At 39.3% G+C, this 24556-nt stretch carries 23 protein-coding genes and 1 riboswitch; of the genes, 17 read left to right on the forward strand and 6 right to left on the reverse strand.

Going from position 1 to position 24556, the window contains the following annotated elements; translation table 11 throughout:
• Positions 1 to 233: 233 nt before the first annotated feature.
• Positions 234 to 893 carry a helix-turn-helix transcriptional regulator gene (locus ACZ5GY_RS01935; RefSeq protein WP_213691235.1) on the forward strand — a complete coding sequence of 220 codons (660 nt, stop codon included), beginning with the start codon at positions 234 to 236 and terminating at the stop codon, positions 891 to 893.
• Positions 894 to 920: 27 nt separating this feature from the next.
• On the opposite strand, the gene ACZ5GY_RS01940 is transcribed toward ACZ5GY_RS01935, so the two are convergent.
• Complete coding sequence (locus tag ACZ5GY_RS01940) at positions 921 to 1826, reverse strand: DMT family transporter (protein ID WP_213691236.1); 906 nt, start codon at positions 1824 to 1826, stop codon at positions 921 to 923.
• 114 nt (positions 1827 to 1940) lie between these two features.
• On the opposite strand from ACZ5GY_RS01940, the gene ACZ5GY_RS01945 reads away from it, so the two are divergent.
• A complete protein-coding gene (locus tag ACZ5GY_RS01945; protein WP_307879523.1) occupies positions 1941 to 2471 on the forward strand; it encodes a L,D-transpeptidase in 531 nt (176 codons plus the stop codon).
• Between the two features lie 4 nt (positions 2472 to 2475).
• Here the strand turns inward: ACZ5GY_RS01945 and ACZ5GY_RS01950 are convergent, their stop codons facing one another.
• On the reverse strand, positions 2476 to 4257 hold the full coding sequence (locus tag ACZ5GY_RS01950; protein ID WP_213695569.1) for a C69 family dipeptidase: 1782 nt from the start codon (positions 4255 to 4257) through the stop codon (positions 2476 to 2478).
• 102 nt (positions 4258 to 4359) lie between these two features.
• Here ACZ5GY_RS01950 and ACZ5GY_RS01955 point away from each other — a divergent pair, with 102 nt between their 5' ends.
• Complete coding sequence (locus tag ACZ5GY_RS01955) at positions 4360 to 5031, forward strand: phenylalanine--tRNA ligase beta subunit-related protein (protein ID WP_213691238.1); 672 nt, start codon at positions 4360 to 4362, stop codon at positions 5029 to 5031.
• Positions 5032 to 5080: 49 nt separating this feature from the next.
• Here the strand turns inward: ACZ5GY_RS01955 and ACZ5GY_RS01960 are convergent, their stop codons facing one another.
• Positions 5081 to 6199 (reverse strand): M20 family metallopeptidase, encoded by a 1119-nt coding sequence (locus tag ACZ5GY_RS01960; protein WP_213691239.1) that lies wholly within the window; start codon positions 6197 to 6199, stop codon positions 5081 to 5083.
• A gap of 147 nt (positions 6200 to 6346) precedes the next feature.
• Between ACZ5GY_RS01960 and ACZ5GY_RS01965 the strand changes: the two genes are divergently transcribed.
• The 7 genes from ACZ5GY_RS01965 to ACZ5GY_RS01995 all read left to right on the forward strand — a co-directional run bounded on the left by ACZ5GY_RS01965 (position 6347) and on the right by ACZ5GY_RS01995 (position 13328).
• Entirely contained in the window at positions 6347 to 6676 is a 330-nt protein-coding gene (locus tag ACZ5GY_RS01965; RefSeq protein ID WP_213691240.1) for a cupin domain-containing protein, read from the forward strand.
• A 168-nt stretch (positions 6677 to 6844) separates the two neighbouring features.
• Complete coding sequence (locus ACZ5GY_RS01970; protein ID WP_323401910.1) at positions 6845 to 8119, forward strand: TolC family protein; 1275 nt, start codon at positions 6845 to 6847, stop codon at positions 8117 to 8119.
• Positions 8116 to 9291 (forward strand): efflux RND transporter periplasmic adaptor subunit, encoded by a 1176-nt coding sequence (locus ACZ5GY_RS01975; RefSeq protein WP_323401909.1) that lies wholly within the window; start codon positions 8116 to 8118, stop codon positions 9289 to 9291. The genes ACZ5GY_RS01970 and ACZ5GY_RS01975 overlap by 4 nt, the downstream gene beginning before the upstream one ends.
• Positions 9269 to 9964, forward strand: coding sequence for an ABC transporter ATP-binding protein (locus ACZ5GY_RS01980; RefSeq protein WP_213691243.1), 696 nt, complete (start codon positions 9269 to 9271; stop codon positions 9962 to 9964). Before ACZ5GY_RS01975 ends, ACZ5GY_RS01980 begins: the two co-directional genes overlap by 23 nt.
• Positions 9958 to 11181 (forward strand): ABC transporter permease, encoded by a 1224-nt coding sequence (locus ACZ5GY_RS01985; RefSeq protein WP_213691244.1) that lies wholly within the window; start codon positions 9958 to 9960, stop codon positions 11179 to 11181. Before ACZ5GY_RS01980 ends, ACZ5GY_RS01985 begins: the two co-directional genes overlap by 7 nt.
• Positions 11182 to 11207: 26 nt before the next feature.
• Complete coding sequence (locus ACZ5GY_RS01990) at positions 11208 to 12089, forward strand: AraC family transcriptional regulator (RefSeq protein ID WP_213696019.1); 882 nt, start codon at positions 11208 to 11210, stop codon at positions 12087 to 12089.
• A gap of 111 nt (positions 12090 to 12200) precedes the next feature.
• Positions 12201 to 13328: a C45 family autoproteolytic acyltransferase/hydolase gene (locus ACZ5GY_RS01995; RefSeq protein ID WP_464111942.1), complete on the forward strand. Its 1128-nt coding sequence runs from the start codon at positions 12201 to 12203 to the stop codon at positions 13326 to 13328.
• A 54-nt stretch (positions 13329 to 13382) separates the two neighbouring features.
• On the opposite strand, the gene ACZ5GY_RS02000 is transcribed toward ACZ5GY_RS01995, so the two are convergent.
• Both ACZ5GY_RS02000 and ACZ5GY_RS02005 read right to left on the reverse strand, forming a co-directional pair.
• Positions 13383 to 14639 carry a hypothetical protein gene (locus ACZ5GY_RS02000; RefSeq protein WP_464111943.1) on the reverse strand — a complete coding sequence of 419 codons (1257 nt, stop codon included), beginning with the start codon at positions 14637 to 14639 and terminating at the stop codon, positions 13383 to 13385.
• Positions 14640 to 14749: 110 nt separating this feature from the next.
• The gene (locus ACZ5GY_RS02005; protein WP_213691248.1) at positions 14750 to 15763 is read right to left on the reverse strand and encodes a homoserine dehydrogenase; all 1014 of its coding nucleotides are present in this window, start codon (positions 15761 to 15763) and stop codon (positions 14750 to 14752) included.
• 426 nt (positions 15764 to 16189) lie between these two features.
• Here ACZ5GY_RS02005 and ACZ5GY_RS02010 point away from each other — a divergent pair, with 426 nt between their 5' ends.
• From ACZ5GY_RS02010 to ACZ5GY_RS02040, 7 genes are all read left to right on the forward strand, one after another.
• Positions 16190 to 16390, forward strand: a complete 201-nt coding sequence (locus ACZ5GY_RS02010) for a cold-shock protein (RefSeq protein WP_213691249.1) — start codon at positions 16190 to 16192, stop codon at positions 16388 to 16390.
• 147 nt (positions 16391 to 16537) lie between these two features.
• Entirely contained in the window at positions 16538 to 17578 is a 1041-nt protein-coding gene (locus ACZ5GY_RS02015; protein ID WP_213696021.1) for a metallophosphoesterase, read from the forward strand.
• 176 nt (positions 17579 to 17754) lie between these two features.
• Entirely contained in the window at positions 17755 to 18981 is a 1227-nt protein-coding gene (locus ACZ5GY_RS02020; protein ID WP_213691251.1) for an NRAMP family divalent metal transporter, read from the forward strand.
• A gap of 32 nt (positions 18982 to 19013) precedes the next feature.
• The gene (pxpB, locus tag ACZ5GY_RS02025) at positions 19014 to 19766 is read left to right on the forward strand and encodes a 5-oxoprolinase subunit PxpB (RefSeq protein WP_464111944.1); all 753 of its coding nucleotides are present in this window, start codon (positions 19014 to 19016) and stop codon (positions 19764 to 19766) included.
• Positions 19763 to 20842, forward strand: coding sequence for a 5-oxoprolinase subunit C family protein (locus tag ACZ5GY_RS02030; RefSeq protein WP_213699845.1), 1080 nt, complete (start codon positions 19763 to 19765; stop codon positions 20840 to 20842). Before pxpB ends, ACZ5GY_RS02030 begins: the two co-directional genes overlap by 4 nt.
• 26 nt (positions 20843 to 20868) lie before the next feature.
• Positions 20869 to 21642 (forward strand): LamB/YcsF family protein, encoded by a 774-nt coding sequence (locus ACZ5GY_RS02035; RefSeq protein ID WP_213699846.1) that lies wholly within the window; start codon positions 20869 to 20871, stop codon positions 21640 to 21642.
• Entirely contained in the window at positions 21639 to 22436 is a 798-nt protein-coding gene (locus tag ACZ5GY_RS02040) for a putative hydro-lyase (RefSeq protein ID WP_307879518.1), read from the forward strand. The genes ACZ5GY_RS02035 and ACZ5GY_RS02040 overlap by 4 nt, the downstream gene beginning before the upstream one ends.
• 64 nt (positions 22437 to 22500) lie before the next feature.
• Here ACZ5GY_RS02040 and ACZ5GY_RS02045 read toward each other — a convergent pair whose 3' ends face one another.
• The gene (locus tag ACZ5GY_RS02045; RefSeq protein WP_307879517.1) at positions 22501 to 24369 is read right to left on the reverse strand and encodes an aldehyde ferredoxin oxidoreductase family protein; all 1869 of its coding nucleotides are present in this window, start codon (positions 24367 to 24369) and stop codon (positions 22501 to 22503) included.
• A gap of 8 nt (positions 24370 to 24377) precedes the next feature.
• Positions 24378 to 24498, reverse strand: a riboswitch (molybdenum cofactor riboswitch).
• Positions 24499 to 24556: the final 58 nt, after the last annotated feature.

Here is a 24556-nt window from a genome sequence, read left to right on the forward strand (position 1 = left end):
TAATAAGCAGGTTTTTGACTTTTCCCCTAATCATTATTGATTATTTATAGAGATCAACTTGTATCTTTTAGAGTAAAATGCCCCTTTATATGTGTGTTTTTATTTAATTATCCGATTTTATTAATATTAAACAACAATACGGATAAATACAAGAGGTTAAATTTATATGCTTAAAAAAATATCATAAGAGATAACTCATAGTAACAAAAGAGAGTATTGAGTTATCTATCTCGATGGATACAGTAGATTATGAACAGAGTATGAAAGCTTTGGTCGAAGAGGAGAATGAAATGATTGGTTTTAGACTAAAAGAGCTTCGTCAAAGAGAAAGAATGACACAACAAGAATTAGCAGAACAAATAGGTGTTACAAAACTGACCATTTCACGTTGGGAGAGAGAAGAGCGTTGTCCAAATGCTGAAATGCTTCTTGCCTTGGCAAGAGCTTTAGGAACGACAGCATCCTACCTTTTAGGAAGCGAAGAAAGTTCGAATTTTTCACCAAGATCTTGCGAAGTTTTACGTTCTCTCAGACAGCATTTAGGGCTTAGATTAGACGAAGTAGCGCATTATTTAGGTCTTTCTAAAGAAAAAATGGAATATATAGAGCATAACGAAGCACAGGTTTCTTTAAGTGAAAAAATATCGTTATATAAATATTACGGTCTCTATATGGCCCACATAGAAGGAGATATTGATTTTTTAAAAAGGCAAAAACAGAGTGCCATTGATTTAGAGAATCTTATAAAAATGCTTGCAGCACAAGATCCAGATGTAGTTTTAGTCCTCAGGGAGTTTTTGGAAAATTCGGATAAAATCCTTGATGCAGATAAGGAGTTTTTAGCGCAATTATTGAAGATATCATTACAATCCATTCTAAATCGTATAAATTAGAAGTAGCCATCTAGTAGAAGATGTAAATTATTGCTTTCTACTTAATAATGCTAATAAAGATCCAAAGAGAATAAATGTGCCTCCTATATATTGAGGAATAGCAAGGTATTCTTTGAAAAATAAAAGAGAGAGAATTACCGTTACCAATGGTTCAGCCATACTTAGTACGGCAGCTTTCGCTGGATTTGTCAATTTTACACCTAAGAAAAATGAGAGGAATCCCAAGAGAGAAACAAAAGAAATGATGCAAAATAGAAACCATGTCGATGTTGATCGAGGGAAGAGTAAATTACGAGTTATCGTCCCAATTGTGAAAAAGGATAATGCAGAAAAGAAACAGACGTAGGCAACCACAATTTGATATGGCGTTTTTTTCATGATGGAATTTCCATAGAGTATATACGAAGTATAAGAAATAGCAGCGAGACCCGCTAAGAAAACACCTTTCATATTTATAGTAGCGACAGCTTTCCCTGAAAGAAAGATCAATCCCAAAAAAGATAAAGCGATAGAGAGCAAAAGCATTATTGTAAGAGGTTCTTTATTAACATATGAAGAAGTTATTGCTACTATGGCTGGATATGTATAAAAGATAAGCGGCGCCATTGATGCGGGAATATACTGAAAACTTGAGAAGTAACTGAAACTGGTAAGTGTGAAAAATACTCCTCCAAGTATAAATAGTTGTAAAAGATTTTTCTTTCCTATTCGTATTACTTCGTATCCCATTCGAAAAATAATAAGGCTGAAAAGAGCTATAGAAGCAATTGTGAATCTCATAAAATGGAATGTCATTACGCTGATACCATTTTTGTAGGCAAAAACTGCCAGAATAGGAATAAAACCGAATAAAAATGCAGATAAAAGAGCTGCAAATGCCCCTTTATAGTAGGTATGTGTATTTGCTTGTTTTATTTTTACGGCATTATTCATAGAAACCCCCTCAAATATTTATCGTTATCTAAATATATACAATTTAGATAAAACAAACAAGTTAATTTATGTTGGTTCTTAAGGTGTTAAAATTTTTGCAAGGTGGTGAACAATATGCATATGTTTCTTGAAAGAGAATTGGAGGCTGCTCGTTATTTGTGCCAATTATTGCTAATACTTATGCTAGGTGTCATTTGCAGCTTTTTTGAGATGCGGGAAGCTTTTGCTTCTCATGTGGAGCCTTCCCCTCAGATAGTTATTGAAAAAAGTAAGTTTTTACTTTCTTTTTATGAGGGGAGAACAGCTGTTTTTTCTTTCCCCATCGCCGTCGGGTTATATTCAGGTAATAAAAAAAAAGGCGGAGACATGCGTACTCCTACAGGACATTTTGTAGTAGAGAGCATTCATGACTCTCGCCATTGGGTTCATGATTTCAAAGATGGCAAAGGCCCGATTAAAGGTGCGTACGGCCCATGGTTTATTCGCCTAAAAACAGGATGGTCTGGAATTGGCATACATGGCACTCACGCTCCAGATTCTATAGGTAAAAAAACAACAGAAGGATGTGTTCGATTGCTTAATGAGCACATTGAACTTCTAGTAAAACGCATTCAGCCAGGAGTACTTGTTACTATTAAAGAATAAGTAGCTACTTTACAGTAATAACACTCTTAGCAACAAAGATTTTCTCATTTATGTTGCGTCCAGCCAGCCAAAAATCGGCACGACAGATATGTGCTTTTTCTGCTAATTCTCTAACTCTAAATTTCAGAGACCATCCTTGATCTGTTTTCATAAGGCTACCTTTTATGGGTCTTGCCCAAACTTCAGTACTAAGTCCTCCTTGTCCCATGCGAATAGAGTTCTCAAGAGGTTCCTCCCAAAGAGGTATTTCTATTTCAAGTTCAGAAGAATAGTCATCTTTTCTTATCTCTTTCATATGAGGTTCAGCTACATAAATAGGAAATGAAGAAAGAACCTCTTTCATTTTAGTTTCTGATTCTAGGGCTATTTGGCGAGCCCAAGAGGTAAGGATATTGGAAGCTTCCCCTTTTTTCTCTTCTTTGATGAGTTTTTGGGCCTTATTACGAATTTGTTCTTCTTTTTCTTTAAGTTCTTTTTCCCAAAGGTTAAGTTTTTCTTGTAGTAACGAGTGGATTTCCTCATGATATAGATCGATACATGTCTGGCGCTGCGTAATATTCCACCAATTTTTGTCATCAATGTTAAGTAAATCGCTATCTCTTTGGCAATGTTTTTCTAAGGCTGTTTCTGGATTTTCTATAGGGGTGAATTCTTCGGGAAGTGTATTAACCCCTCCATGAATAGGAATAAACAGTTGTGAACAGGGTCGCCCCATGGCAATCCAAAGGCATGTAAGTTCAGCTATTGGATTTAAATCTGCGATGATACCTTCGATAGTTGTTCCAGCACAGATTTTTCGTAAAGAACTGTGATGAGGGGAATTCCCCGCGAAATTCGTTGTTGAGTAATCGGGAGTATTTTCATAATGAGAACGCAAAATAGCTTTTACTTGAGATATGGTTATTTTCTCTTCGGGCTTTATTGCGAAAGGAAGCTCTTCGTCGCAAAGCCATTCTCGTTGCGTAAGAATTTCTAATGCATGACGATGGCGGAAAGTGTTAAATGGATGGCGCCATCGATCAGGATGTTGAAAGGCCTTTGCAAAGTCCAATTCTTTTTCTTGGCATATTTCCGCAGAAACCCAGCCTTTCCTTTTTACATAGTTAAGTAGGTCTTTGGAACAATAGAAGGGTCTGTTCTCTAAAACTCCAGCTCGTATAGTGAAATGGTTAGGAATAAAGGCCGCTTCATTGTCATCTATTCGAACAGCGCAATAGTGTTGTCCATGAGGTATTTGAACCATCCATGCATCATTGGCATCGGCGATAATGTAGCAACGGCCAGAATCTCGATATCCATATTTCTCGATAAGTTCTATGGCAATTTCTACTCCATGATTGGCACTTGTAGCTCGTTCTGCAATGATGCGGCGAAGTGAGTAGCCAATTCCACCATATGCGATATCAGGTTCGTGATCAGCTCTAATTTGTCTACAACTGTCACTAAAGATTCCTACACCATGGTCGTTATAAAAAAAGTCAGCATTTGAAAGTCCTCTTTCATTTCGTACCTCTGTCCAAAATAGTCCGAAGGTGGAAGGGGTTTGTGGAATGCGGGCAGATTCTTCTTCGGCAATAATAATACTGTCAGAAGTATACTGTCGTGATGGGATAAGCCCATGCCGAACAAGAAGCCTATTACTGTCATCTTCATTATGAGCCACAAGAACTCGACCTGTTGGAGAAATATTTTTGCCTAAAACTAGACCGCTGCACCCATAAGCTTTTTGTGAAGAAAAAAAAGAAATCAATAGAATAGAGGCGCATAGTACTATCAGAAATACCATAGATAAAAACTCCTTTCGATGTAGGAACTTTTTCTTCAATATATAATCTATTTAATCGTTATGTTACACTATTTATGAGGATTAAATCAGGGGGGGATGTGTATGATTACATTAACAGACTCATTCCGGAGAAGGTTTCCTCAATCTTATGTTGGCTTTTTGATTCTTAAGGGAGTAACAAATGCCTCATGCCATGATTGTCTTGACAAGATACGAGTGGACCTCGAAGAAAACTTACGAAAAAAATACGGTAATATGTCTCGGTCAGAACTGCGAAACCAGCCTATTCTCGATGTTTACGACGCATATTTTAAGTCATTCGGTCAAAATTATCCGGTGCTCTATCAAATTGAGTCGATTGCTTCAAAAGGAAAAAACATTCCTATTGTTAATTGTCTTGTTACAGCTATGTTTATGGCAGAACTAAAAAATATGTTGCTCACTGCAGGTCATGATCTTGATAAAATTGACTTCCCAATAAACGTTGATATTGGAAATGGAGACATTTGCTATACATTGATGAATGAAAAAGAGAAAGTTGCCTGTGATAATGATATGCTCATGTGTGACGATACAGGCGTTATTTCTAGCGTTATTTATGGACCAGATAAGCGCACTTCTATTTCTACAGAAACGAAAAATGTTCTCTTTACAGTTTATGCACCCAAAGGTATAGATAAGGAAAACACCTTAGTCCATCTCAACGACATAAAAAATAATGTTCTTCTCTTTTCTCCTCGCTCTATTGTCGAATTGTTAACTATATATCCTTAAAAAGGGATGGCAGGTATTTGCGTACCATCCCCAACAAGAACCCTTTATACTATGCTAAATCTTTTAGAAGTTGAATCAAGAGTGTAAATCTGTCATTAAGACTTTTTACGTCTATGTATTCATCTACGCTATGAGTTCTGCCTCCGACGGGGCCCATTCCATCTATAGTTGGAATCCCCATAGCTGCTGTGAAGTTACCGTCTGAGCCCCCGCCTGTGGATTGCCACTGGAATGAGATGTCAAGAGTAGCTGCTATTTCTTCTACTTTCTGACATAGCTCAAGAGTCAAAAGACTTGGGTTCATAGGAGGTCTTGTCATGCCTCCCGTAACTTCGATCTTTATTCCGTCGGAGAAGGGGTTTCTTTGAAGGTACTCAAATTTTTCTGCGACTTTAGTTGCTTCTTCAGCGGATTTTACTCGCATATCGAATACGACCTGTGCCTTTTCCGGTACAACATTAGCAGCGGTACCTCCAGTGACGCAACCAGCGTTAAGATTTGTTCCTTTTTTAGGATCTGAAAGTTTATGTATTTCTAAAATCCAGTGGGCTAATTCCTGAGTGGCGCTAATACCTTTTTCCGGTTCAACTCCTGCATGGGCGGCTTTACCAAGGATATCAACAGTATAACGACCAATTCCCTTTCGCTGATTAACTAAATTACCATTAGCCCTCGCCGGTTCAAGAACGATAACATTTTTGCTTTTTGCGGCGGTGTCCTCAATCCACTTGCGGGCAAATTTAGAACCAACTTCTTCGTGACTATTGAAAGCGACACAAATAGAAGGGACCTTATCACATTTTTGAAATACTTTTGCTGCATACAGGGCAAAAAGACACCCAGATTTCATGTCAACGACTCCAGGTCCAAAAGCTTTGCCGTCTTCTATTTTGAAAGGACGTTCACTTGCAGTTCCTTCTGGAAATACCGTATCCATATGTCCTAAAAGCATAACATCGTAGTTAGAAGATGTTGTATTGCTTATTTCAAGGCATGGACCGACTGACGGATCAAAGTTATGGGCGCGTACATTCCATCCCAACTTTTCAAACTCGTTTTTAAAAAAGGTTGCGACGCGCTCGACACCAGAAACATAAGCGGTTCCGCTATCTATATTGACCAGATTTTCCAGATCTTTAAGGAACTGTTGTTCATCGAAAAGTTGCATTATATTGAACACCCCTTTGAACTGATTTTTGATTTCATCAATATAGCATGAGTATAAATGGGAATCAAACACTACAAAAATAGTAGGATTTATGCTAGCATAATTTAAACGTACTGGTTTTAGCCTATTTAGTGAAGGAGTGACAAGATGAGTCAGAGAACGTTTGAAAAGGGAAAAAAGTTTGAAGCAGAAAAAATGGTTGAAGTTCAAGATGGAGCTATTGTGAGCCGAACTCTTGTAGATCACCCTACTGGTACGGTAACACTCTTTGCCTTTGATAAAGGTCAGGCTCTCAGTGAACATACAGCTCCTTACGATGCTTTAGTAGAAATTATTTCGGGGAAAGTAGAGATAAGCCTTAATGGAGTATCACAAATTCTTGAACAAGGTGAATGGCTTATTATGCCGGCAGAGATCCCTCATGGTTTAAGGGCTGTTGAGAGCTTTAAAATGGCTCTTGTAATGATTCGTTCATAAATATCTCTTCTATAACTTTGGAGCCTGAGAGGTTGTGCTGATTATTTTGGCCAACCTCTTTTTTGATTAATCGGCAAATTCACTTATTGTATTTCAGATATCTTATTGTATAAAAGGGGTGTGGCTTCCAGTCTGGTACACTAATAATTTTTCTTGGAGGAATCTCGTGTGAAAAGGTATTTTTGCTTGATCTTAACGGCGTTTTTATGTGTATATAATCCTTCCGTTTTGCTTGGAGGGAGTATCTCTTCTTTTCCCTCATCTCTAGACCTTGAACAATGTCTTTCTATAGCTAAAACTCACCATCCTGATATTAAAAAAGCCCTTGCAGAGATTAACGTTGCTGATAGTCAGGTTGAACAGGTTCTTTCACAAGAAAGGCCAGGTCTTGATTTCTCCAGTAGCTATAGTCGGCAAGATGCTTCAGGAACTCAGAGAGATCATGCTTATTCCTCAAATTTAAATCTTTCACAATTAATATCTGATTCTGGAAAGACCGCGTTGAAGAAAAAGGTTGCACAAATAGGTCGGGAGGGCAGTGAGCAGAAAGCTAGAACGACGGAAGAACAAGTTGTATATGACGTGAAAAATGCATACTTTGATGCTTTGGAAGCTCAGAAAAAGTTGGATGTAGCAGAAGAGACTTTGAGGCTATATACCTTGCTGCGTGAACAAGCGCAAGCTTTTTATGATGTAGGATCTGTATCAAAATATGATGTAACGACTGCTGAGGTTGAGGAAAGTAAAGCTGAACTTGAAGTTGCTAAAGCTCAGACGGTAATTAAAACTGCAATAACAACTCTTAACAATGCTATGGGACTTTCAAATGCTCCTACTTATACTCTTGAGGATATAGAAGAAGAGGCTTCACTTGCTCTCTCTCTTAATGATGTTCAGACTATGGCTTTGAAAAGACGGCCAGACCTTTTGGCGAGTGACAGTAGTCTTCTCGCTGCGCAGAAAAATCTGAAGTTAACGGCAAAAGAAAATTCCCCAGAGATAAAAGCGTCAGGTAAATATTCGTTTGGTGGTGAACGTTTTAGTGGGGAAGAGGATTGGTCTGTTGGAGTTTCTCTTCAGTTTCCAATTTTGGATGGTGGTCTTGAAGCGGCTAAAATAGAGCAAGCAAAATCGGAAATAGTTATAAGTGAAGCAGAAAATGAGGCTATTCGCTTAGAAATTTATAAGGAAGTAGAACAAGCTTACTTGGAATTTACAGATTCGCACCATGTTTTGGCAGTAGCTCTACAAACTGTAAAACAGGCTGAGGAAAATCTAGACATAGCACAAAATAGGTATAAAGTCGGAGTAGGTTCACCTATTGAGGTAGCAGATGCTACTGAAAAATATAAAGAAGCGAAGTTAGGGTATTGGTCTGCTCTCTATTCTCATCGTAGAGCGTTGGCGGCTCTTGAAAAAGCTGTAGGAGGAAGTTGGGAATGAAAAAATGGTTATCTCTTTTTGTATTAATTGTATTGATTTCAGGGGCTTTTTTCTTCTTTAGAAAAGATTCTTCTAAAGCAACTACAGTAGAAACTGTTCCCATAATTCGCGGCAATCTTTTAAAGACGGTATCTGCTACAGGAAGCCTTCAGGCAGTAAATACTGTCAATGTAGGAAGCCAAGTTTCTGGAACCATCAAAGCGATTTATGTAGATTTCAATACTATCGTTAAAAAAGGAGAACTCATAGCTGAAATAGATCCGGCTCTCCTTGAAGCTGCTGTGGAAACTGCGAAGGCTGATGTCCTTGCAGCTCGGGCAAATATTGCAAAGGCTGAAGCTACTGTAAAAAATGCACGAAAGACAAGAGATAGAAACAAAGAATTATTTACGCGAAATCTTATAGCAGAAAGTGAACTTGATACGGCACAAACAGAGTTAGATACTGCTCTTGCCTCGTTAAATGCCGCATACGCAAGTTTAGCTCAATCTCGAGCAAATTTAAAAAATAAAGAGATTAACTTAGGGCATACAAAAATAAATTCACCTATTAATGGCGTTATCATCGACAAGGCTGTAGAAGTTGGTCAAACTGTCAATGCAAGCCAATCTGCTCCTACACTCTTTACGATTGCGGAAGACTTGACACAAATGAAGGTAGAGGCAGACATAGATGAAGCAGACATTGGCTATATAAAAGCTGGCCAAAACGTTGAATTTACAGTTGATGCGTATTCAGATCTTTCTTTTGAAGGAAAAATAAAGGAAATCAGGCTTGCTCCAAATACTGATGGAAACATCGTGACATATACTGTTATCGTAATGGTAGAAAATCCTCTACTGAAGCTTATGCCAGGAATGACAGCTAATGTTTCTGTTATTGTTGAAAAGAAAATGGGTGTTTTGAAGGTTTCAAATGCGGCGCTCCGATTTAAACCAAGTTCTGATGTTCTTGTCTCAAATGGAAAAAATGGAAATGGAACGTCTCAAAGGACACTCTGGGTTTATGAGAGAGATATTTTTAAACCACTTAATGTAACAATTGGTATCTCTGACGGGTTATACACTGAAATTTCAGGAGAGGTTCAAGAAGGGATGAATGTTGTTACGAGTGTAATGGCTGGAAAGAGTAACGGAGGAGGGTCTCCCTTTGTGCCTGGTCCGCGTCGATAATATTAGTAAGAAGTATGTTTTAGGAGAAGTAGAAGTAACAGCACTTAAAGAGGTATCTTTTTCTGTAGAGAAAGGGGAATTCCTTTCCATTATGGGAGCCTCTGGGTCTGGAAAGTCAACACTCATGAACATTCTCGGGTGTCTCGATGTTCCTTCTCAAGGTCATTATTATCTTAATGGAGAGGACGTAGCAACACTTGATGAGAACCAATTGGCAGATATACGCAAGTACACTATAGGTTTTGTTTTTCAAGGATTTAATTTACTTGCTCGAATGTCTGCTCTTGAAAATGTGGAGCTTCCTATGCTCTATAACGGGATTCCTACAAAAGAACGTCATGAACGTGCTCATCATGCTCTCAGCATAGTTGGTCTGGAAGACAGGGCAGATCATCAACCACAGCAGCTTTCTGGTGGACAACAACAAAGAGTAGCTATAGCAAGAGCCTTGGCAAATGATGCTCCTCTTATACTTGCAGACGAGCCAACAGGAAATCTCGATAGTAAAACGGGAATAGATGTTATGAATCTTTTTGTTCGTCTCAATAGAGAGTCAGGAAAAACTATTATCCAAGTAACCCACGAGCGCGATATGGCCCAATTTGGTTCAAGAATAATTACTCTCAAAGATGGAATCCTTATAAAAGACGAAAGAGTGGAATCGTTATGTTAAGCGTATTTGAAACAGCAAAAATTTCCTTTCGTTCTCTTCGAGCTAATAAGACCAGATCTGCATTAACAATGCTGGGTATTGTTATTGGCGTTATGGCCGTGATAATTATGTTTGCTGTAGGGAGTGGGGCCAACAAGGAGATAGCGGCTCGTTTTTCAAGTTTGGGAAGCAATATGATAATTGTTCGTCCTGAAACAAGTGCAGTAGGAGGGTCTCGAAGTTACACTGCATATACTTTAACGATAGGTGATGCAGATGCAATTCGAACTGAATGTAGTGCTGTTTCATATGTTGCTCCATACTACGGCGGAAGTTTTCAGTCGGTTTATGGCAATGAAAATTATCCAGCGAGGATTATAGGTACAACGTCGGATTACCTCTTCGTTAGGGATTGGACTCTCGCTTCTGGAAGAACTTTTACAGAGCAAGATGTACGGAGTGCAACGAAAGTATGTATTATCGGGCAGACAATTGTCGATAATCTTTTTATTACAGAAGATCCCATCGGGAAAATCATTCGTTTGAAAGGGGTTCCCATGGTTGTTATTGGTGTTATAGATAAAATAGGTGAAAGTGCAATGGGACGAGACGAAGATGATGTTGTTCTTGTTCCCATAACAACGGTACAAAGAAGATTGGTGAGTCCACCTAAAATGGGGATGACATCATCTATTTCTGTGAAAGCTCTATCTAGTCAACACTTAGAGGTTGCACAAGAGCAGATAGAAGCTCTTTTAGCTCAGCGACATCGTATAAGACCAGGAGAGGAAAATGATTTCACAGTTCGAAATTTGGCGCAAATGGTTGAAAATGCAAAGAGTGCAACACGAGTAATGAGCTTACTTCTGACTGCGGTGGCAGGTGTTTCTCTTTTAGTTGGTGGTATTGGAATAATGAACATAATGCTGGTATCTGTAACCGAACGAACTCGCGAAATAGGAATCCGTATGGCGATAGGTGCAAAAAGAACAGATATCAGATTGCAATTTCTCGTTGAAGCACTGACTCTTTCCCTTTTAGGAGGTGTTTCAGGAATTATTCTTGGCATTGCTGGCGCACAAGCTCTTTCAAAAATATTAGGGTGGACTGTCGATATTTCGATTCTTTCTATAGTCCTTTCTTTTGGGTTTTCCGGATGCGTAGGTATATTTTTTGGCTTTTATCCGGCATATAAAGCTTCCTTACTTAACCCTATAGAAGCGCTGAGATATGAATAAATAGTAAAAGTAAGGCGTGTGATGAAATGTCTGGTTCTTCCAATTACGTATATCGAATAGAGGAAACAGTTGCATATATTGAGCAACATCTTTCCGAAGAACTGAAGTTGCAGGATATTTCTCAAATAGCGTGTTTTTCTCCATATCATTTTCACAGAATTTTTACGTCTATTGTGGGAGAAACTCCCTATGAATATATAACTCGTTTACGACTAGAAAAAGCTGCAAATATGCTTACAAAAATGAATAATTTATCTATAACTCAAATTGCTTTCTCATGTGGTTTTTCGTCGCCTGCAACTTTTGCAAGAGCATTTAAAAAATATTATGGTGTTTCCGGATCAAAATATAGAGATTCTGGTGGAGAAGTACAAGGGAAACAGCATGTTTTTGCCTTTGATGCGGAAGCTATAGAGAAAAAGATACACCTTCAAGTTAGTATAGAGAATCTTCCCGGATACACTGTTGCCTATGTTGCTAATTTGAAAGGATATTCCCTCTCTTCCATTTGTAAGGCATGGAATAAATTGATGTCTTGGGGAAGGGAACGTTATTTGCTAGACAGTACAACTATGATCGGTGTATCTTTTGATGATCCTACAATTACGCAAGAAGAAAAATGTCGCTACCATGCATGTGTTGTTGTTCCTGATAATGTAGCTATTACTGAGAGCGATAGGGGAGTAGGAAAAGAGTATATTCCTTCTGGCGAATATGCTGTTGGTCGTGCAGTTTGCCATGCAGAAGAGATACGTCTTGCTTATAGATATCTTTACGGAAAGTGGTTTCCAGAAAATGGGTATCAGCCATCAGATACTTTTTCGTATGAACTTTATCGGGCTCTTCCGAGTGAAGAAAATGGTTATACTTATACCATAGAGGTATGTATTCCACTTAAACCTATTTAAAGGAAAGAGTTTAGCAAGAAAGGCAAAATTAATAGCAAAAATCGTAAAGCAATAGAAACGTCTTTCTTCTACCATGTGTATTGTTAAAAATGATTGAAGGAGGCGTTATATGTGCAACCAAGAGTAAGGCGCACAGAATTTAGGCATGTTATTTTAGAAGGATCCCATTATGAAATAGGCCGGCAAAAAGCAGATTTAATACGACATAACAAGGAATTAGTACGTTGCATGTCTTCAGGTCGTTTTAAGATGACGGAAGAAGAATTTAAAGAATCACACAAACTAATAGAGTGTAGTTGTCCAGGGTTGAATGAGGAAATTATGGGAATGGCAGATGAACTTCATATATCTCCTCGTGATGTAACATTCTATAATGCCTCATATTTAAAAAGATGTCATTGTAGTCAGCTATATGTTTCCCCCTCTCAGACTTTAAATAATCACGTTCTTGTCGGTCGCAACTATGATTTTACAGATAAATGTGATGATTTGATGCTTTGCACCGTAAAATCAACTGGTTGCTACGCTTTTATAGGTTTCTCTGTAATGTTATTCGGTTATCAAGAAGGCATAAATGAGCATGGTCTTACTATTACTATGACAGCTGGAGGTATTCCTGTTGGAGCAGGTGTTCCTCCTCGCCCGCCACTTCAAACAGGGGTTCAATTTTGGGTTCTTATACGAACATTACTTGAACGATGTGCAACAGTGGAAGAGGCAATTGAGCTTTCTCAGGATATTTCTCTTTGTGGGAATACTATTTTTTTAATTGCCGACGAAGAAGGAAATGCTGCAATAATTGAATATTATGGAGCTCAAAAACATGTTACACACGTTGTTAAAGATGATGCATCTCCATTTCTCGGGTTGTTCTCGACAAATCACTATATTTCGTCTGAAATGGCAAAGTGCGATGATAAAATTATGGAGAATTCTTTGGTACGATTTAATATCATAAAGAATTTCTTCGAGAGAAGAAAAGAAGGAATAGGGTACTCGGATATCGAGAACTTATTATCCACACCTTATCCAGAGGGACTTTGCCTTCATTTCTATGACGAGTACCTAGGAACATTGAGATCTGTGATTTATGATGCAACGGAAAAGGGATTATTCGTTTCTTTTGGTTCCCCTGTAAAAAACCCAAGATATCATATTAATTTTAATTCTTTGCCGCGATTATATGAGGTCTCCATCCCTCTTGAAAAAGCAGATTCAGACTTTTGGAAGTTTATATAAAAGTTCTATGGGAGGCCGTTTAGGAACGGCCTCCTTTATTTATATAGTAAATTGCTAGAGACGATGTACTCCTGCTGCAATAAATGAGAAACCAGCCTTGGTCAATGCTTCTGCAGTGCTGTTTACTGCTTTATGTTTTAAAAGATAGTTTAAAGAAAGGGCATTCCAATCTCCAGAAGCTTCAATTTCCTTTTTATCTCTGAAATAATCCAGAATGTCTGATGGATGAGTAAGCTGTTCTTCGTCTTCTGGGTTTCCACCCTCATGTTTGGCAGAGATATTAGGTATAGTTTCCACGAGTTTAAGTAAATCCTCTCTTCTGTTATAAGGTTGTAGGACGATACTTTTCCACGTTTCAGTAATGTGGTGTTCTATCCGAACTTGCTCTTCAAGTTTAAGCTCTTTGCGGATAGCAGCTGCTTTAGCAAGATGTTCAACATCGATAGAGTTAGAAAGATTAAAGCCAGAGAGTGGCGTTGATCCATCTTCTCTCGCGAAAAGTCGAGCTGCTAATAATGTCCACAAAACTGCATAGGGATTATCATTTCCCATAAAAACGGAAATTTTAAATCGAATGTTTACTCCCAATTTATAGAGGAGATATCCGAGAAAAACCGTTCCGGGATTGATGTTCAGAACTTCATCTACTCCGTAATTTACGTAATAATAAAGAACTTCATCTATCCATTTAAGAGGATGCCCATTAGGCTGTCCGATACCACCAAAATATCCCGTAATAGTAGCTGGTCCTCCTAAGTGAATGTTAGAACCGTCTGTTCCTTTTGTATCTAATGTTTCTACGCAACTTGCCCCCAATATTTTTATGGCTGCTCTGACAGCTGGCAAATCTCCATTATCTGCTTCTTGTTCTTTCATTTTTCGAACGCGAATAAATCGACCTGGAAGAATCTCTCCTTTTTCTATCGCTTGTTTTGCTTCTGCTATGAGCCATGGAAAATATTGAAGGGCACTAATCTCTAATGTCGGGGCTTTTGTTTCGTCATAACTCCAAACTGGTCGATCAGGAGCTATACGAGAACGATACTCCGAAAGAGAAATAAAGCGCCCTTCCTCTTTGATGCCTGCAAGCCACTCCAAATCTTTGACATAAGAACATTGAATTCGTTCCAGTTTTTTAACAAGGGTATCGATTTTTCCAGCTTCGCATGCTTTTTCGTTGATCTCAGCTACTGTTCCATATTTGGAAACGACTCTGCGTAGATCAGATAAAGAAGCATTGTGTGGATCAGTGAGAAAGTTATTAATATCCTCAAGAATAGCAGGGGTGATACTGAATTCTTGGTGGGTCATATCTAAACTCCTCCTCACATATGAAATGACATTCCCTATGAAGCCAGACTATTCAGAAAAATTATTAATAGCTTAATTTTAACAAGTAATAGTAGATATTACAAAAATCCTTAGTGAGTAACAATCGAAATAATGTCAGAAAGAAGAGCTTGTCCTGTCTCTTCTCTCCCCGCCCCAGGCCCTATTATTGTTACATCCTTAAGATTATCAGTTGTCAGTGTTATTGCGTTTGTTGCACCATTAACTCCCGATAGCGGATGGGAAAAGGGAAGGGAGACAGGAGCGACGGAGGCAAAAATCTGCCCCGAATTTTGTACTATTTTCGCTACAAGCTTTATACGTTCGTTTTGGGAAAGAGCTTTTTCTATATCTTTTCGTTTCAAGCCAGAAATCCCCACTCGGGATATATCTTTTAGGGAGATATATTTTCCCATGAAGACACTCGCAATAATTTGAACTTTTACGGCAGCATCCCAGCCATCAACATCGCCCTCAGGATTTGCTTCTGCATATCCGAGAGCTTGAGCTTCTTTAAGAGCATCGTCATATTCCAGCCCTTCTTCCATGCGTGTGAGAATGTAGTTTGTTGTTCCGTTAACGATACCTTGCACCTCAGTAATATGACATCCAGCCATGGATTCTCTCGCTAAATTGATTGCGGGTGTGCCACTTAAAACTGTTCCTTCAAAGCGATACTTGCTTTTATGTTCAGAAGCAATTTTTAAAAGGTCTTTCAAAGCTAAAGATGCCGGACCTTTATTACTTGTAACGACGTGACTTCCTCTTTGTAACGCTTTTTTTGTAATAGACAGTCCTGGTTCACCGTTTTTTAAATTAGTCGGAGTTACGTCTATTACAATATCTACTTCTGGTAGGCAAATAGCTTCTTCAGGGGTAATAGTACAAGGTCCGAGAGTTTGATCATGGTTTATTTCATCAAGAAGTTTGGATAGTGACAACCCATTAGGATCAACACGGCTTCCCTTACTTTTTGTAACTACTGCTATTGTCTTGAAACGGAATCCAAAGTGGCTAAAAAGGTTTTCTTCTTCTCGTACTAAAATACGTGCAAGTCCTTGACCTACATTGCCAAAACCAATAAAACATAGTCCCCAAACCTTCATAATTTCATTCCTCTTTTCATCGTAAAATAAAAAAGCCGGGGATCTCCATATAAAGCGGAGACCCCCGGCTGAAGTTTCGAAGCAGAGCGAACTAATCGCCCGCCACTCCAGGAGGGTCTCCGCATGTCGTCATAGTAGTTATTGTTACGTTGTTATTGTTATGTAACTGAAACACGAATACTCCTCCTTTCAGACGTTAAAAATTTTAAAGAAGGTAACATAATGTTTGGTTCATGTCAATTGGAATGCCGTTGATTTATTGATGGCAAGGGGAGGTAATGTGACCAGGTGATATATGTATTTGTAAAAGATGAAATTGGGATATTTTATTGATTGAAAAAAAATTTCTTGACAAATATACAGAAAACCTGTATGCTTACCAAGCTGCGGGAAAGTTGCAGTAAAAACATTTTAGGAGGCAACATTTTGACACAAGGAACAGTAAAATGGTTTAACGGCACAAAGGGTTATGGTTTTGTAACAGGTGAGGACGGAAAAGATTATTTCGTTCATTTTAGCGCGATCCAGGTTGATGGTTTTAAGACTCTTGACGAGGGACAGCAGGTTTCTTTTGATATTGAGACCGGCAAGAAAGGTCCTCAGGCTGCCAACGTTAAACCTCTGTAAGATTTTACATTGTTTTTAGGCAGAAGATAGTTAAAGGCGCCCTTTAAGGGCGCCTTTTTTTATATTTTTTGAGATTTTCTCTGGTGTTTGATGTCATTTTCAGTGATAATAATTAAAAAATAGAGTTTGTAAAAAAAGGAGGCATTCATGTCCCTTTATGTCACCGGCGATAAGCACGGAGTCATAGAAATGGATGAGTTGTTGCCTTTTTATCATGCAATAGGTAAAAATCTAAATGCGCAAGATTATTTGCTCATTGCAGGTGATTTTGGCCTTCTTTTTGCTCCAGAACCGACAGAAAAAGAAATACAATGGATGGATTGGCTTTCGTCCGCGCCATGGACGACTCTTTTTATAGATGGAAACCACGAGAATTTTACAAGACTTGACGCCCTTCCCACGGAGATCCGTTTTGGAAACCCTGTTGGAGTAGTAAAAGACAAAAAAATATTTCATCTGAGGCGAGGTTATATATATACCATCGCTGGTTGCTCGTGTTTTGCGTTTGGAGGAGCACTGAGTTTAGACAGATGTTTTCGAAGGCCTGGCCTTTCATGGTGGGAGAGAGAAATACCTTCTGAGGAGGAAATTGTACGAGGATGGCAGTCTTTAGAAGCCGTACACTGGAATGTCGATTATGTATTTACTCATATGGCACCTTTATCTGTTTTAATAGAGTTGTTACGAACAAAGTATATTGGGGTTCAGATCAATCCGTGTCACGTTCCTCGAGATCCAGTAGCCATTTATTTTGATACGTTAATTCCTCGTCTTCATTTTCAAAAATGGTATTTTGGTCATCTTCATGTTCAAACTCCTCCTTTCGTTCTTCAAACAAAAAAACAAGGAGCTTTTCAGGGGGTATACCGCCATGTTTTACCTATTGAAGTAGAAAATAAAGAGCAATCTACGGAACTAGCAGTTAAAGAAACATGCACGTATAGCCTTTCTCAAATTCTTCTCAAAAGTAAATCTCTCATAAAATTAATAGAGCAGCATGGAGAAGTGCTCAATATGTGGTTAAAATTTAGGAAACCTCCTCAGGCTCACGATATTATGGCTTTTCAATCTATTGTCCGCCGATCTACATGTAACGAAATTGAAGAGTCTATACATATATCTCAAAATAAAGGCTATTATCATCTTTTACTTATACTTAAGGTTGAATATAAAGAAAAGCAACATTGAAGTTCTTCGGTTTTTCCTTTCAAATCTATCTATTTTTTATTTAAAAACTACTTATTTATATATAAAAAGTATTTATCATAAATTTCCATTAAAATTCTATAAAAATAAAATAAAAAAATCTAGCCTGACTTTTCTTTATGATACTATTAAATTAAATTGACTTGGAGGTGGTGCTTATGAACGGTACAACGAAAGAGATGGGAGAAAAAAAAGCTCTGGACAAGAAAGGAACATTAAGTGTTTTGTTGGGAGCTGCTTTTCTCATGGCTACTTCAGCAATAGGACCAGGGTTTCTAACACAATCTGCGGTTTTTACGCAGAATTTAAAAGCCGCCTTTTCGTTTGGAATAATTCTTTCTCTTATCTTAAGTTTTATTGTGCAGATCAACATTTGGAGAATCCTTGCCGTATCAGGCATGCGTGCGCAAGATGTTGCTAATAAGGTGCTACCTGGACTCGGTTACTTTTTGGCCTTTGCTGTAGCATTGGGGGGACTTGTTTTCAATATAGGGAATATTGCAGGTGCTGCCATGGGTCTGAATGTAGTAGCAGGCGTTCCGTTAAAAATAGGAGCTGTCGTTAGTGCTGCTATCGCTGTTCTCCTTTTCTTGCGTAAAGAGCTTGGCAAAGCTATGGATACTTTTACCAAGATCCTTGGCTTTATGATGATTGCGTTAGTGTTGTATATGGTTTTCAACACAAAACCACCAGTTGCCCTTGCTGTAAAAGAAGCAATCCTTCCTTCTAAAATTGATTGGATGATTATTTTAACTCTAATAGGTGGAACGGTAGGAGGATACATTACTTTTGCCGGGGCACATCGTATTATAGACGCAGGTATTGTAGGGCAAGAAAATTTGGGAGCGATTACACGAGGGGCTTCTAATGCTATAGGTATTACAGGTATTATGCGTATTTTGCTTTTCCTTGCTGTATTAGGTGTTGTCGCTACTGGGCAAACACTTGACCCTGCTAATCCACCTGCATCAGCTTTTCGTCTTGGAGCGGGCGAGTTAGGTTATAAAGTTTTTGGTGTAGTTATATGGGCAGCTGGAATTACTTCGGTAATTGGCGCTTCATACACGTCAATATCTTTTCTTAAAACGCTCTTTAGTACAGTAGAAACACATCTTAGATGGTGGATGATTGGGTTTATAGTAGTTTCAACAACTATTTTTTCTACAATTGGACAGCCAGTCACCCTTCTTATTTTTGCAGGTTCAATTAACGGGCTTATTCTTCCTCTGTCTCTTGTATCAGTACTTCTTGCTGCTTATAAGAAAGAAGTAGTGGGTTCTTATCATCATCCAATATGGATGACAGTTTTAGGATATGTAGTGGCAGCTTTTACTCTTTGGATGGGTATAAAATCATTTACAAAAATCTTTACTCTTTTCTCTTAAAACTATTCTGATCTGTTGGAGGTGAATGTAATTTGGAAGACCAACAGTGGCTGAAAGTTCTTCTTGCTGGTGATAGTTGCATAATTGTGGAATACGGCAATTCCATTGGATTGGAAATCAATGCTAGAGTTCAGGCTTTGCGGCGTATTTTGGAAAAAAGAAAAATTTCTGGAGTGCATGAGTTCGTTCCTACATATCGCTCTCTTGCAATTTACTTTGATCCTGTAAAGGTAGAACAACCAATGCATTTTCTTTCTCTTTTAAAGCGTTTGGCAATTGCTGCAGAGTCAGAGTCAGGTGTTGAAAAAGGGGTTGGTATCATTATCCCTGTCTGTTACGGTCGTGATTTTGGACCGGACCTTGATAATGTTGTTCATCATACAGGACTAACGGAAGAAGAAATTATAAATCGGCATTCTTCTCCAGATTATTACTGTTATATGCTTGGTTTTACTCCTGGTTTCTCATATCTTGGTGGAATGGATGAAACAATTGCGACACCTCGTTTGAAGGAACCTCGAGAAAAAATTCCTGCTGGAAGTGTGGGAATAGCCGGTAAGCAGACAGGAATTTATCCGATTGATAGCCCTGGTGGATGGCAGCTTATAGGACGAACACCTTTGCGTATGTTTGATGCAGGCCATGAGCCTCCCACATTAGTTGATGCCGGGTTGTGGATACGTTTTCAGCCCATTTCGGAGGAAGAGTATAAAAATATCGAAATACAGGTTGCTCATGGAACATATACTCCCGAAATGTTCAATAAAGGAGAGGTTCCGGCATGAAGATAAAAATTATACAGCCGGGAATGCTTACGACTGTTCAAGATGTGGGAAGATGGGGATTTCAAGGCAAAGGAATGCCAGTTGCTGGTGCTATGGATCTTTTTGCTTTGAAAATTGGCAATGTTATGGTGGGAAACAATAAAGATGCTGCATGTCTTGAAGTGACGGTATTAGGCCCTACCTTATCGGTGTTAGAAGGGGAGGGGGCTGTAGTTGTTACAGGTGCTGATCTTGGTTTCTCTATCAATGGAATAGCTTCGTGTTGTAACACGGTTTATAAAGTTAAAGAAGGCGATATCCTTTCTTTTAGCGGCATGAAAGGTAATGGATGTCGTGCATATGTCGTTTTTTCAGGCGGAATAGATGTTCCTATTATTATGGGGAGCCGCTCAACGTACCTTAGAGCTCATATAGGTGGCTTTGATGGACGCGCACTTGTAAAGGGTGACGTTCTTAATACTGGTGAACCTCATATTTTGTGGCAGCGGTTTATAGATTTCAAATGTCCTTTCGATGTTTTGCCTGAGCGGAGAGAAGGTCAACCCCTTCGTGTAGTTCTAGGTCCTCAGGATGAAGCATTTTCCCCTAAGGGAGTAGAAACATTTCTGTCTGAATCATATAAAATTACTGATTCTGCAGATAGAATGGGATACCGTTTGGAAGGACCTGTTGTTGAGCACCTAGAGGGAGCAGACATTATTTCTGATGCTATTCCACTTGGCTCTATTCAAGTTCCTGGACATGGACAGCCAATTGTGATGCTTGCTGATCGTCAGACGACAGGGGGATATACGAAAATAGCTGTTCTATGTTCTCCCGATATTTCGGCGATTGCACAACGTTTGCCAGGAGAAAAGGTTTCTTTTAAACAAGTATCCTTTGAAGAGGCTGTTTTGATTACCCAAAAAGAGGCTGGTCAAGTTTCCAAACTAAAGCAAAATGTAGCAACCTGGATTACAAGAATCCCAACTTCCACAATTGGGCATAAATCGGAAATGCCAGTTTCGTCTGGTACGTGGAAGCTTACTGTGGACGGACATTCTTATATGGTTGACTGGGAACGCATTGAAAATTGATTTTTACGAGAAGAAGGGATGATTCCATGTTCTCTGTAGATTTAAATAGCGACTTGGGTGAAAGTTTTGGAACATATGTTTTAGGGCACGATAGAGATGTTATGAAAAGCATCAGTTCTGCTAATATCGCCTGCGGGTTCCATGCTGGAGACCCTCAAGTTATGTTAAAAACAGTAGAAGAAGCCGTTAATAGTAACGTTGCGGTAGGAGCTCATCCGGGATATCCAGATCTTATGGGATTTGGGCGAAGAAATATGGCGTGTTCTGCAGATGAGGTGTATGCCTATTGCCTATATCAGGTAGGAGCTATTCAGGCTGCCTGCAAAGCACGCGGGGCTTCCTTGCAACACGTAAAACCTCATGGAGCTATGTATAATCAGGCTGCTAAGGATTTGTCTTTAGCTGAAGCGATTGCTCAGGCAGTAAAAGATGCAGGCGATGATCTTATTCTGCTGGGGTTGGCAAACTCATCCTTTGAAAAGGCTGCTAACAAACTAGATGTACCCTTTGCAATTGAAGCTTTTGCTGACAGAGCATATCAGGCAGATGGTTCACTAGTTCCTCGCAAACAACCGGGAGCTGTTATTCATGATATAGAGATAGCTGCGAAACGTGTTATTAAGATGGTAACAGAAGGTGCTATAGAAGCTATAGATGGAACAACTATTCACCTGAGGCCTCATTCTATATGCCTTCATGGTGATACACCAAGTGCTGTTGCAATGGCCGCATCTATAAGGGAAACTCTTCTTAAAGAGGGGATTGCTATTCGAAGTATTAGGGAGGTGTTGAGAGCATGAAAGGATCGGCGTTTTCAGAATACTCTCCGCAGCAAGTTCGAGAAATAATACGAAAAGGCGATTATGACCTTCCTACCCCTGGAATGGCAAAAGGTCATGTACAAGCTAATCTTGTAGTATTGCCTAAAGATTGGGCATACGATTTTTTGGTTTTTGCCCAGCGAAATCCCAAACCTTGTCCTGTGTTAGACGTGACGGAGCCTGGAGATCCAGAACCTAAAATAGTTGCTCCAGGTGCAGATATAAGAACAGATATTCCCAAATATCGAGTCTGGATAGATGGTCAATGTGTTGATGAACCTAAAGATATTCTTAAATATTGGCGAGATGATTTTGTCGCCTTTCTTCTAGGTTGTTCTTTTACCTTTGAAAGCGCTTTGCTTGACGCCAAAATTCCAGTGCGACATATAGAAAAAGGTTCTAATGTCCCCATGTATATTACAAATATTCAGTGCAAGCCTGCTGGACGTTTATCTGGACCTATGGTAGTCAGTATGCGTCCCATTCCTTACAATCAGGTGTCCACCGCTGTCCTGTCGACAGGCCGGTTCCCGGCAGTACATGGGGCGCCTATTCATATTGGCAATCCAGAAGCTATTGGAATTAAAGATGTCAATTCTCCGGACTTTGGAGATGCTGTACCGATTTACGATAATGAAGTGCCTGTATTCTGGGCTTGTGGTGTTACTCCACAAGCAGCACTTATGGCGAGTAAACCGCCTTTGGCTATTACCCATGCTCCTGGACATATGTTTATTGCTGATCCAATGGATTCTTCTTATGCGGTGTTTTAAAGAAAGATTATAGGAGAAAAGTGAGCGGAGCTGCGTTGTAGCGATGCAACTCCGCTTTTTGGTTTTACATTTTCTGGGCTATCTCGGTCAGACCAAGTTCCTTAAGTTTTTCTTTTGTTGGAATACCTTGCTTGTCCCATCCTTTTACAGTGTAGATAAGATCAAGAAGGCGTTCTTGGTCAACGACTTGTCCTTTGCCTGGTCCTTCTTCCGCTGATTCTTGGCTAAAGCGTTCAGGAAGGTAGTCATCTTTTCGTGTAAATCCTTCTCGGATGTTAAAGAGCCTTTCTAAATTAATAACGCGTTCACTGACTTTGAACAGATCAGCGTAGGTATAGCTTAATCCAGTGGCATTGCTAAAAAGTTCTGCCCACCGTTTCCCCTTTATAGCGATGGTTATGCTTGCAAAAAGGCATACCCCTAGAAGATTCGTGGACATAGATAATTCTTCTAAAGGCTTAACCCAATCTTTGTTTTCTTCGCTGAGAGGATTCACTTGTTCTTTAACTCCTAACTCTTCTTCTACATATCCAAACGCGTCTATCGTAGCTCCATAAGGCCTAAGGTGATCTGCACCACGAGGAGAAATCATGTGAGAGAGAGCTTCTGCCTTGCTTGCTCTTACGCCGTCGGCGGCCATTTCTTGTCCTTTTACGTGCATTACATATTTTATGGCCTCTCCTCCGAGGGTCTGAGCTGCGCGCAATGAGCCTTCTCCTAACAAGGTTGCAAAATCACCTTGTCGATACGCTATTCGTTCTACGAGTTTGACTATAGCTTCACTATTCCCCCATGTTAAATCAAGACCGTCTGTGGCTTCCTTATTGATAATTCCCTTTTCATACCATTCCATGGCAGTAGCTATGACTTGACCTGTAGATATGACGTCAAGACCAAGATTATTCGAAATATAATTTGCAGCTGTAATAGAGTGTAAGTCAGTATTGCCGAGTTTTTGTCCGTAAGCTGCTACTGTTTCGTATTCGGGGCCACTTCCCGAGAGCCCCTTATATTTCCCCTCTGGAATAGTTGTTTTACGAACGCAGCCAATGGGGCAGTTATAGCAACGATCTTGTTGGACGTCTAGCTTTTCATGATACGCTTGATGTCCTAGATATTGATTGAAATCTGTTGTTGTATGTTGCCAGTTATAGGCAGGAACAAGTCCAAGATCGTTCATGGCATCAAAGAAGGAAGGAGTACCAAATTTCATCATTTCTTCTCTTACAAAAGCTTCATTATGTAAATCCTGTATTGCTTCTTTTACATTTTCATTAAATCTTTCTGGGTTATGAGGGGTGAGGGGAAGAGAAGAACCATATACGGCTATGGCCTTAAGATTTTTACTCCCCATTACAGCTCCGCCCCCACCTCGTCCAGCTGCATGGTCACGTCCCATCATAACCGTTGCATAGCGAACCTTTTTTTCTCCAGCAATTCCGATACTTGTCACTTCTGCTTTTGAGTTATCGATCTCTTCTCGTATCAAACGCTCTGTCTCATGTGTGTCTCGTCCCCATAATTTTTCAGCAGAATAAAGATGAATTTCTTCGTCATTAATAAATATATATGTGGGTTTTTGAGCACAACCATGAATAACGAGCATGTCATAACCAGCTCTTTTAAGTTGAGGCGCCCAGGCCCCACCTGCATTTGATGCACTAATTGTTCCTGTCAGAGGAGATTTAAACATGACAACAGTACGCCCCGAACAGGGGGCTTTTGTGTCTGTGAGAGGACCACAAATAAAGAGTAATTTATTGTCTTTTGAAAGGGGGTCGATTCGTGATTTTAGGTTTTCCGCGAGATAAAGTGTTCCGAAACCTTCTCCGCCAATATAATTTTTGATCCAGTTTTCAGGAAGATCGTCAATCCAGTGTTTGCTATTGGTCAGGTCAATGTTCAAAATTTTACCCGTGTAAACATTAAACACTTTACATCCCTCCCTGGATAGGTTTTCCTTTCCAAGAATGGGAGGCATGGCCGTTTCCAGCTATACCCTGACGGTTGGTGGCCATCTCAATAAAGAGGAAGGTCATACAACTCGGAAAACGTTATTTAATATTTTAAATTTTCTTACATTATCATGATATCAGCAGAGAAGAATAATTTAAAGGGTT

This window comes from Aminobacterium thunnarium, from assembly GCF_055390565.1.

Excerpts from the sequence above, each read along its gene's own strand:
- ACZ5GY_RS01945 (WP_307879523.1), top strand. The coding sequence starts at position 1,941 with ATGCATATGTTTCTTGAAAGAGAATTGGAGGCTGCTCGTTATTTGTGC.
- ACZ5GY_RS01975 (WP_323401909.1), top strand. The coding sequence starts at position 8,116 with ATGAAAAAATGGTTATCTCTTTTTGTATTAATTGTATTGATTTCAGGG.
- ACZ5GY_RS01935 (WP_213691235.1), top strand. The coding sequence starts at position 234 with ATGGATACAGTAGATTATGAACAGAGTATGAAAGCTTTGGTCGAAGAG.
- ACZ5GY_RS02030 (WP_213699845.1), top strand. The coding sequence starts at position 19,763 with ATGAAGATAAAAATTATACAGCCGGGAATGCTTACGACTGTTCAAGAT.
- ACZ5GY_RS01960 (WP_213691239.1), bottom strand. The coding sequence starts at position 6,199 with ATGCAACTTTTCGATGAACAACAGTTCCTTAAAGATCTGGAAAATCTG.
- ACZ5GY_RS02020 (WP_213691251.1), top strand. The coding sequence starts at position 17,755 with ATGAACGGTACAACGAAAGAGATGGGAGAAAAAAAAGCTCTGGACAAG.
- ACZ5GY_RS01955 (WP_213691238.1), top strand. The coding sequence starts at position 4,360 with ATGATTACATTAACAGACTCATTCCGGAGAAGGTTTCCTCAATCTTAT.
- ACZ5GY_RS01965 (WP_213691240.1), top strand. The coding sequence starts at position 6,347 with ATGAGTCAGAGAACGTTTGAAAAGGGAAAAAAGTTTGAAGCAGAAAAA.
- ACZ5GY_RS02015 (WP_213696021.1), top strand. The coding sequence starts at position 16,538 with ATGTCCCTTTATGTCACCGGCGATAAGCACGGAGTCATAGAAATGGAT.
- ACZ5GY_RS02000 (WP_464111943.1), bottom strand. The coding sequence starts at position 14,639 with ATGACCCACCAAGAATTCAGTATCACCCCTGCTATTCTTGAGGATATT.
- ACZ5GY_RS01985 (WP_213691244.1), top strand. The coding sequence starts at position 9,958 with ATGTTAAGCGTATTTGAAACAGCAAAAATTTCCTTTCGTTCTCTTCGA.
- ACZ5GY_RS01950 (WP_213695569.1), bottom strand. The coding sequence starts at position 4,257 with ATGGTATTTCTGATAGTACTATGCGCCTCTATTCTATTGATTTCTTTT.
- ACZ5GY_RS01940 (WP_213691236.1), bottom strand. The coding sequence starts at position 1,826 with ATGAATAATGCCGTAAAAATAAAACAAGCAAATACACATACCTACTAT.
- ACZ5GY_RS02005 (WP_213691248.1), bottom strand. The coding sequence starts at position 15,763 with ATGAAGGTTTGGGGACTATGTTTTATTGGTTTTGGCAATGTAGGTCAA.
- ACZ5GY_RS02040 (WP_307879518.1), top strand. The coding sequence starts at position 21,639 with ATGAAAGGATCGGCGTTTTCAGAATACTCTCCGCAGCAAGTTCGAGAA.
- ACZ5GY_RS01990 (WP_213696019.1), top strand. The coding sequence starts at position 11,208 with ATGTCTGGTTCTTCCAATTACGTATATCGAATAGAGGAAACAGTTGCA.
- ACZ5GY_RS02035 (WP_213699846.1), top strand. The coding sequence starts at position 20,869 with ATGTTCTCTGTAGATTTAAATAGCGACTTGGGTGAAAGTTTTGGAACA.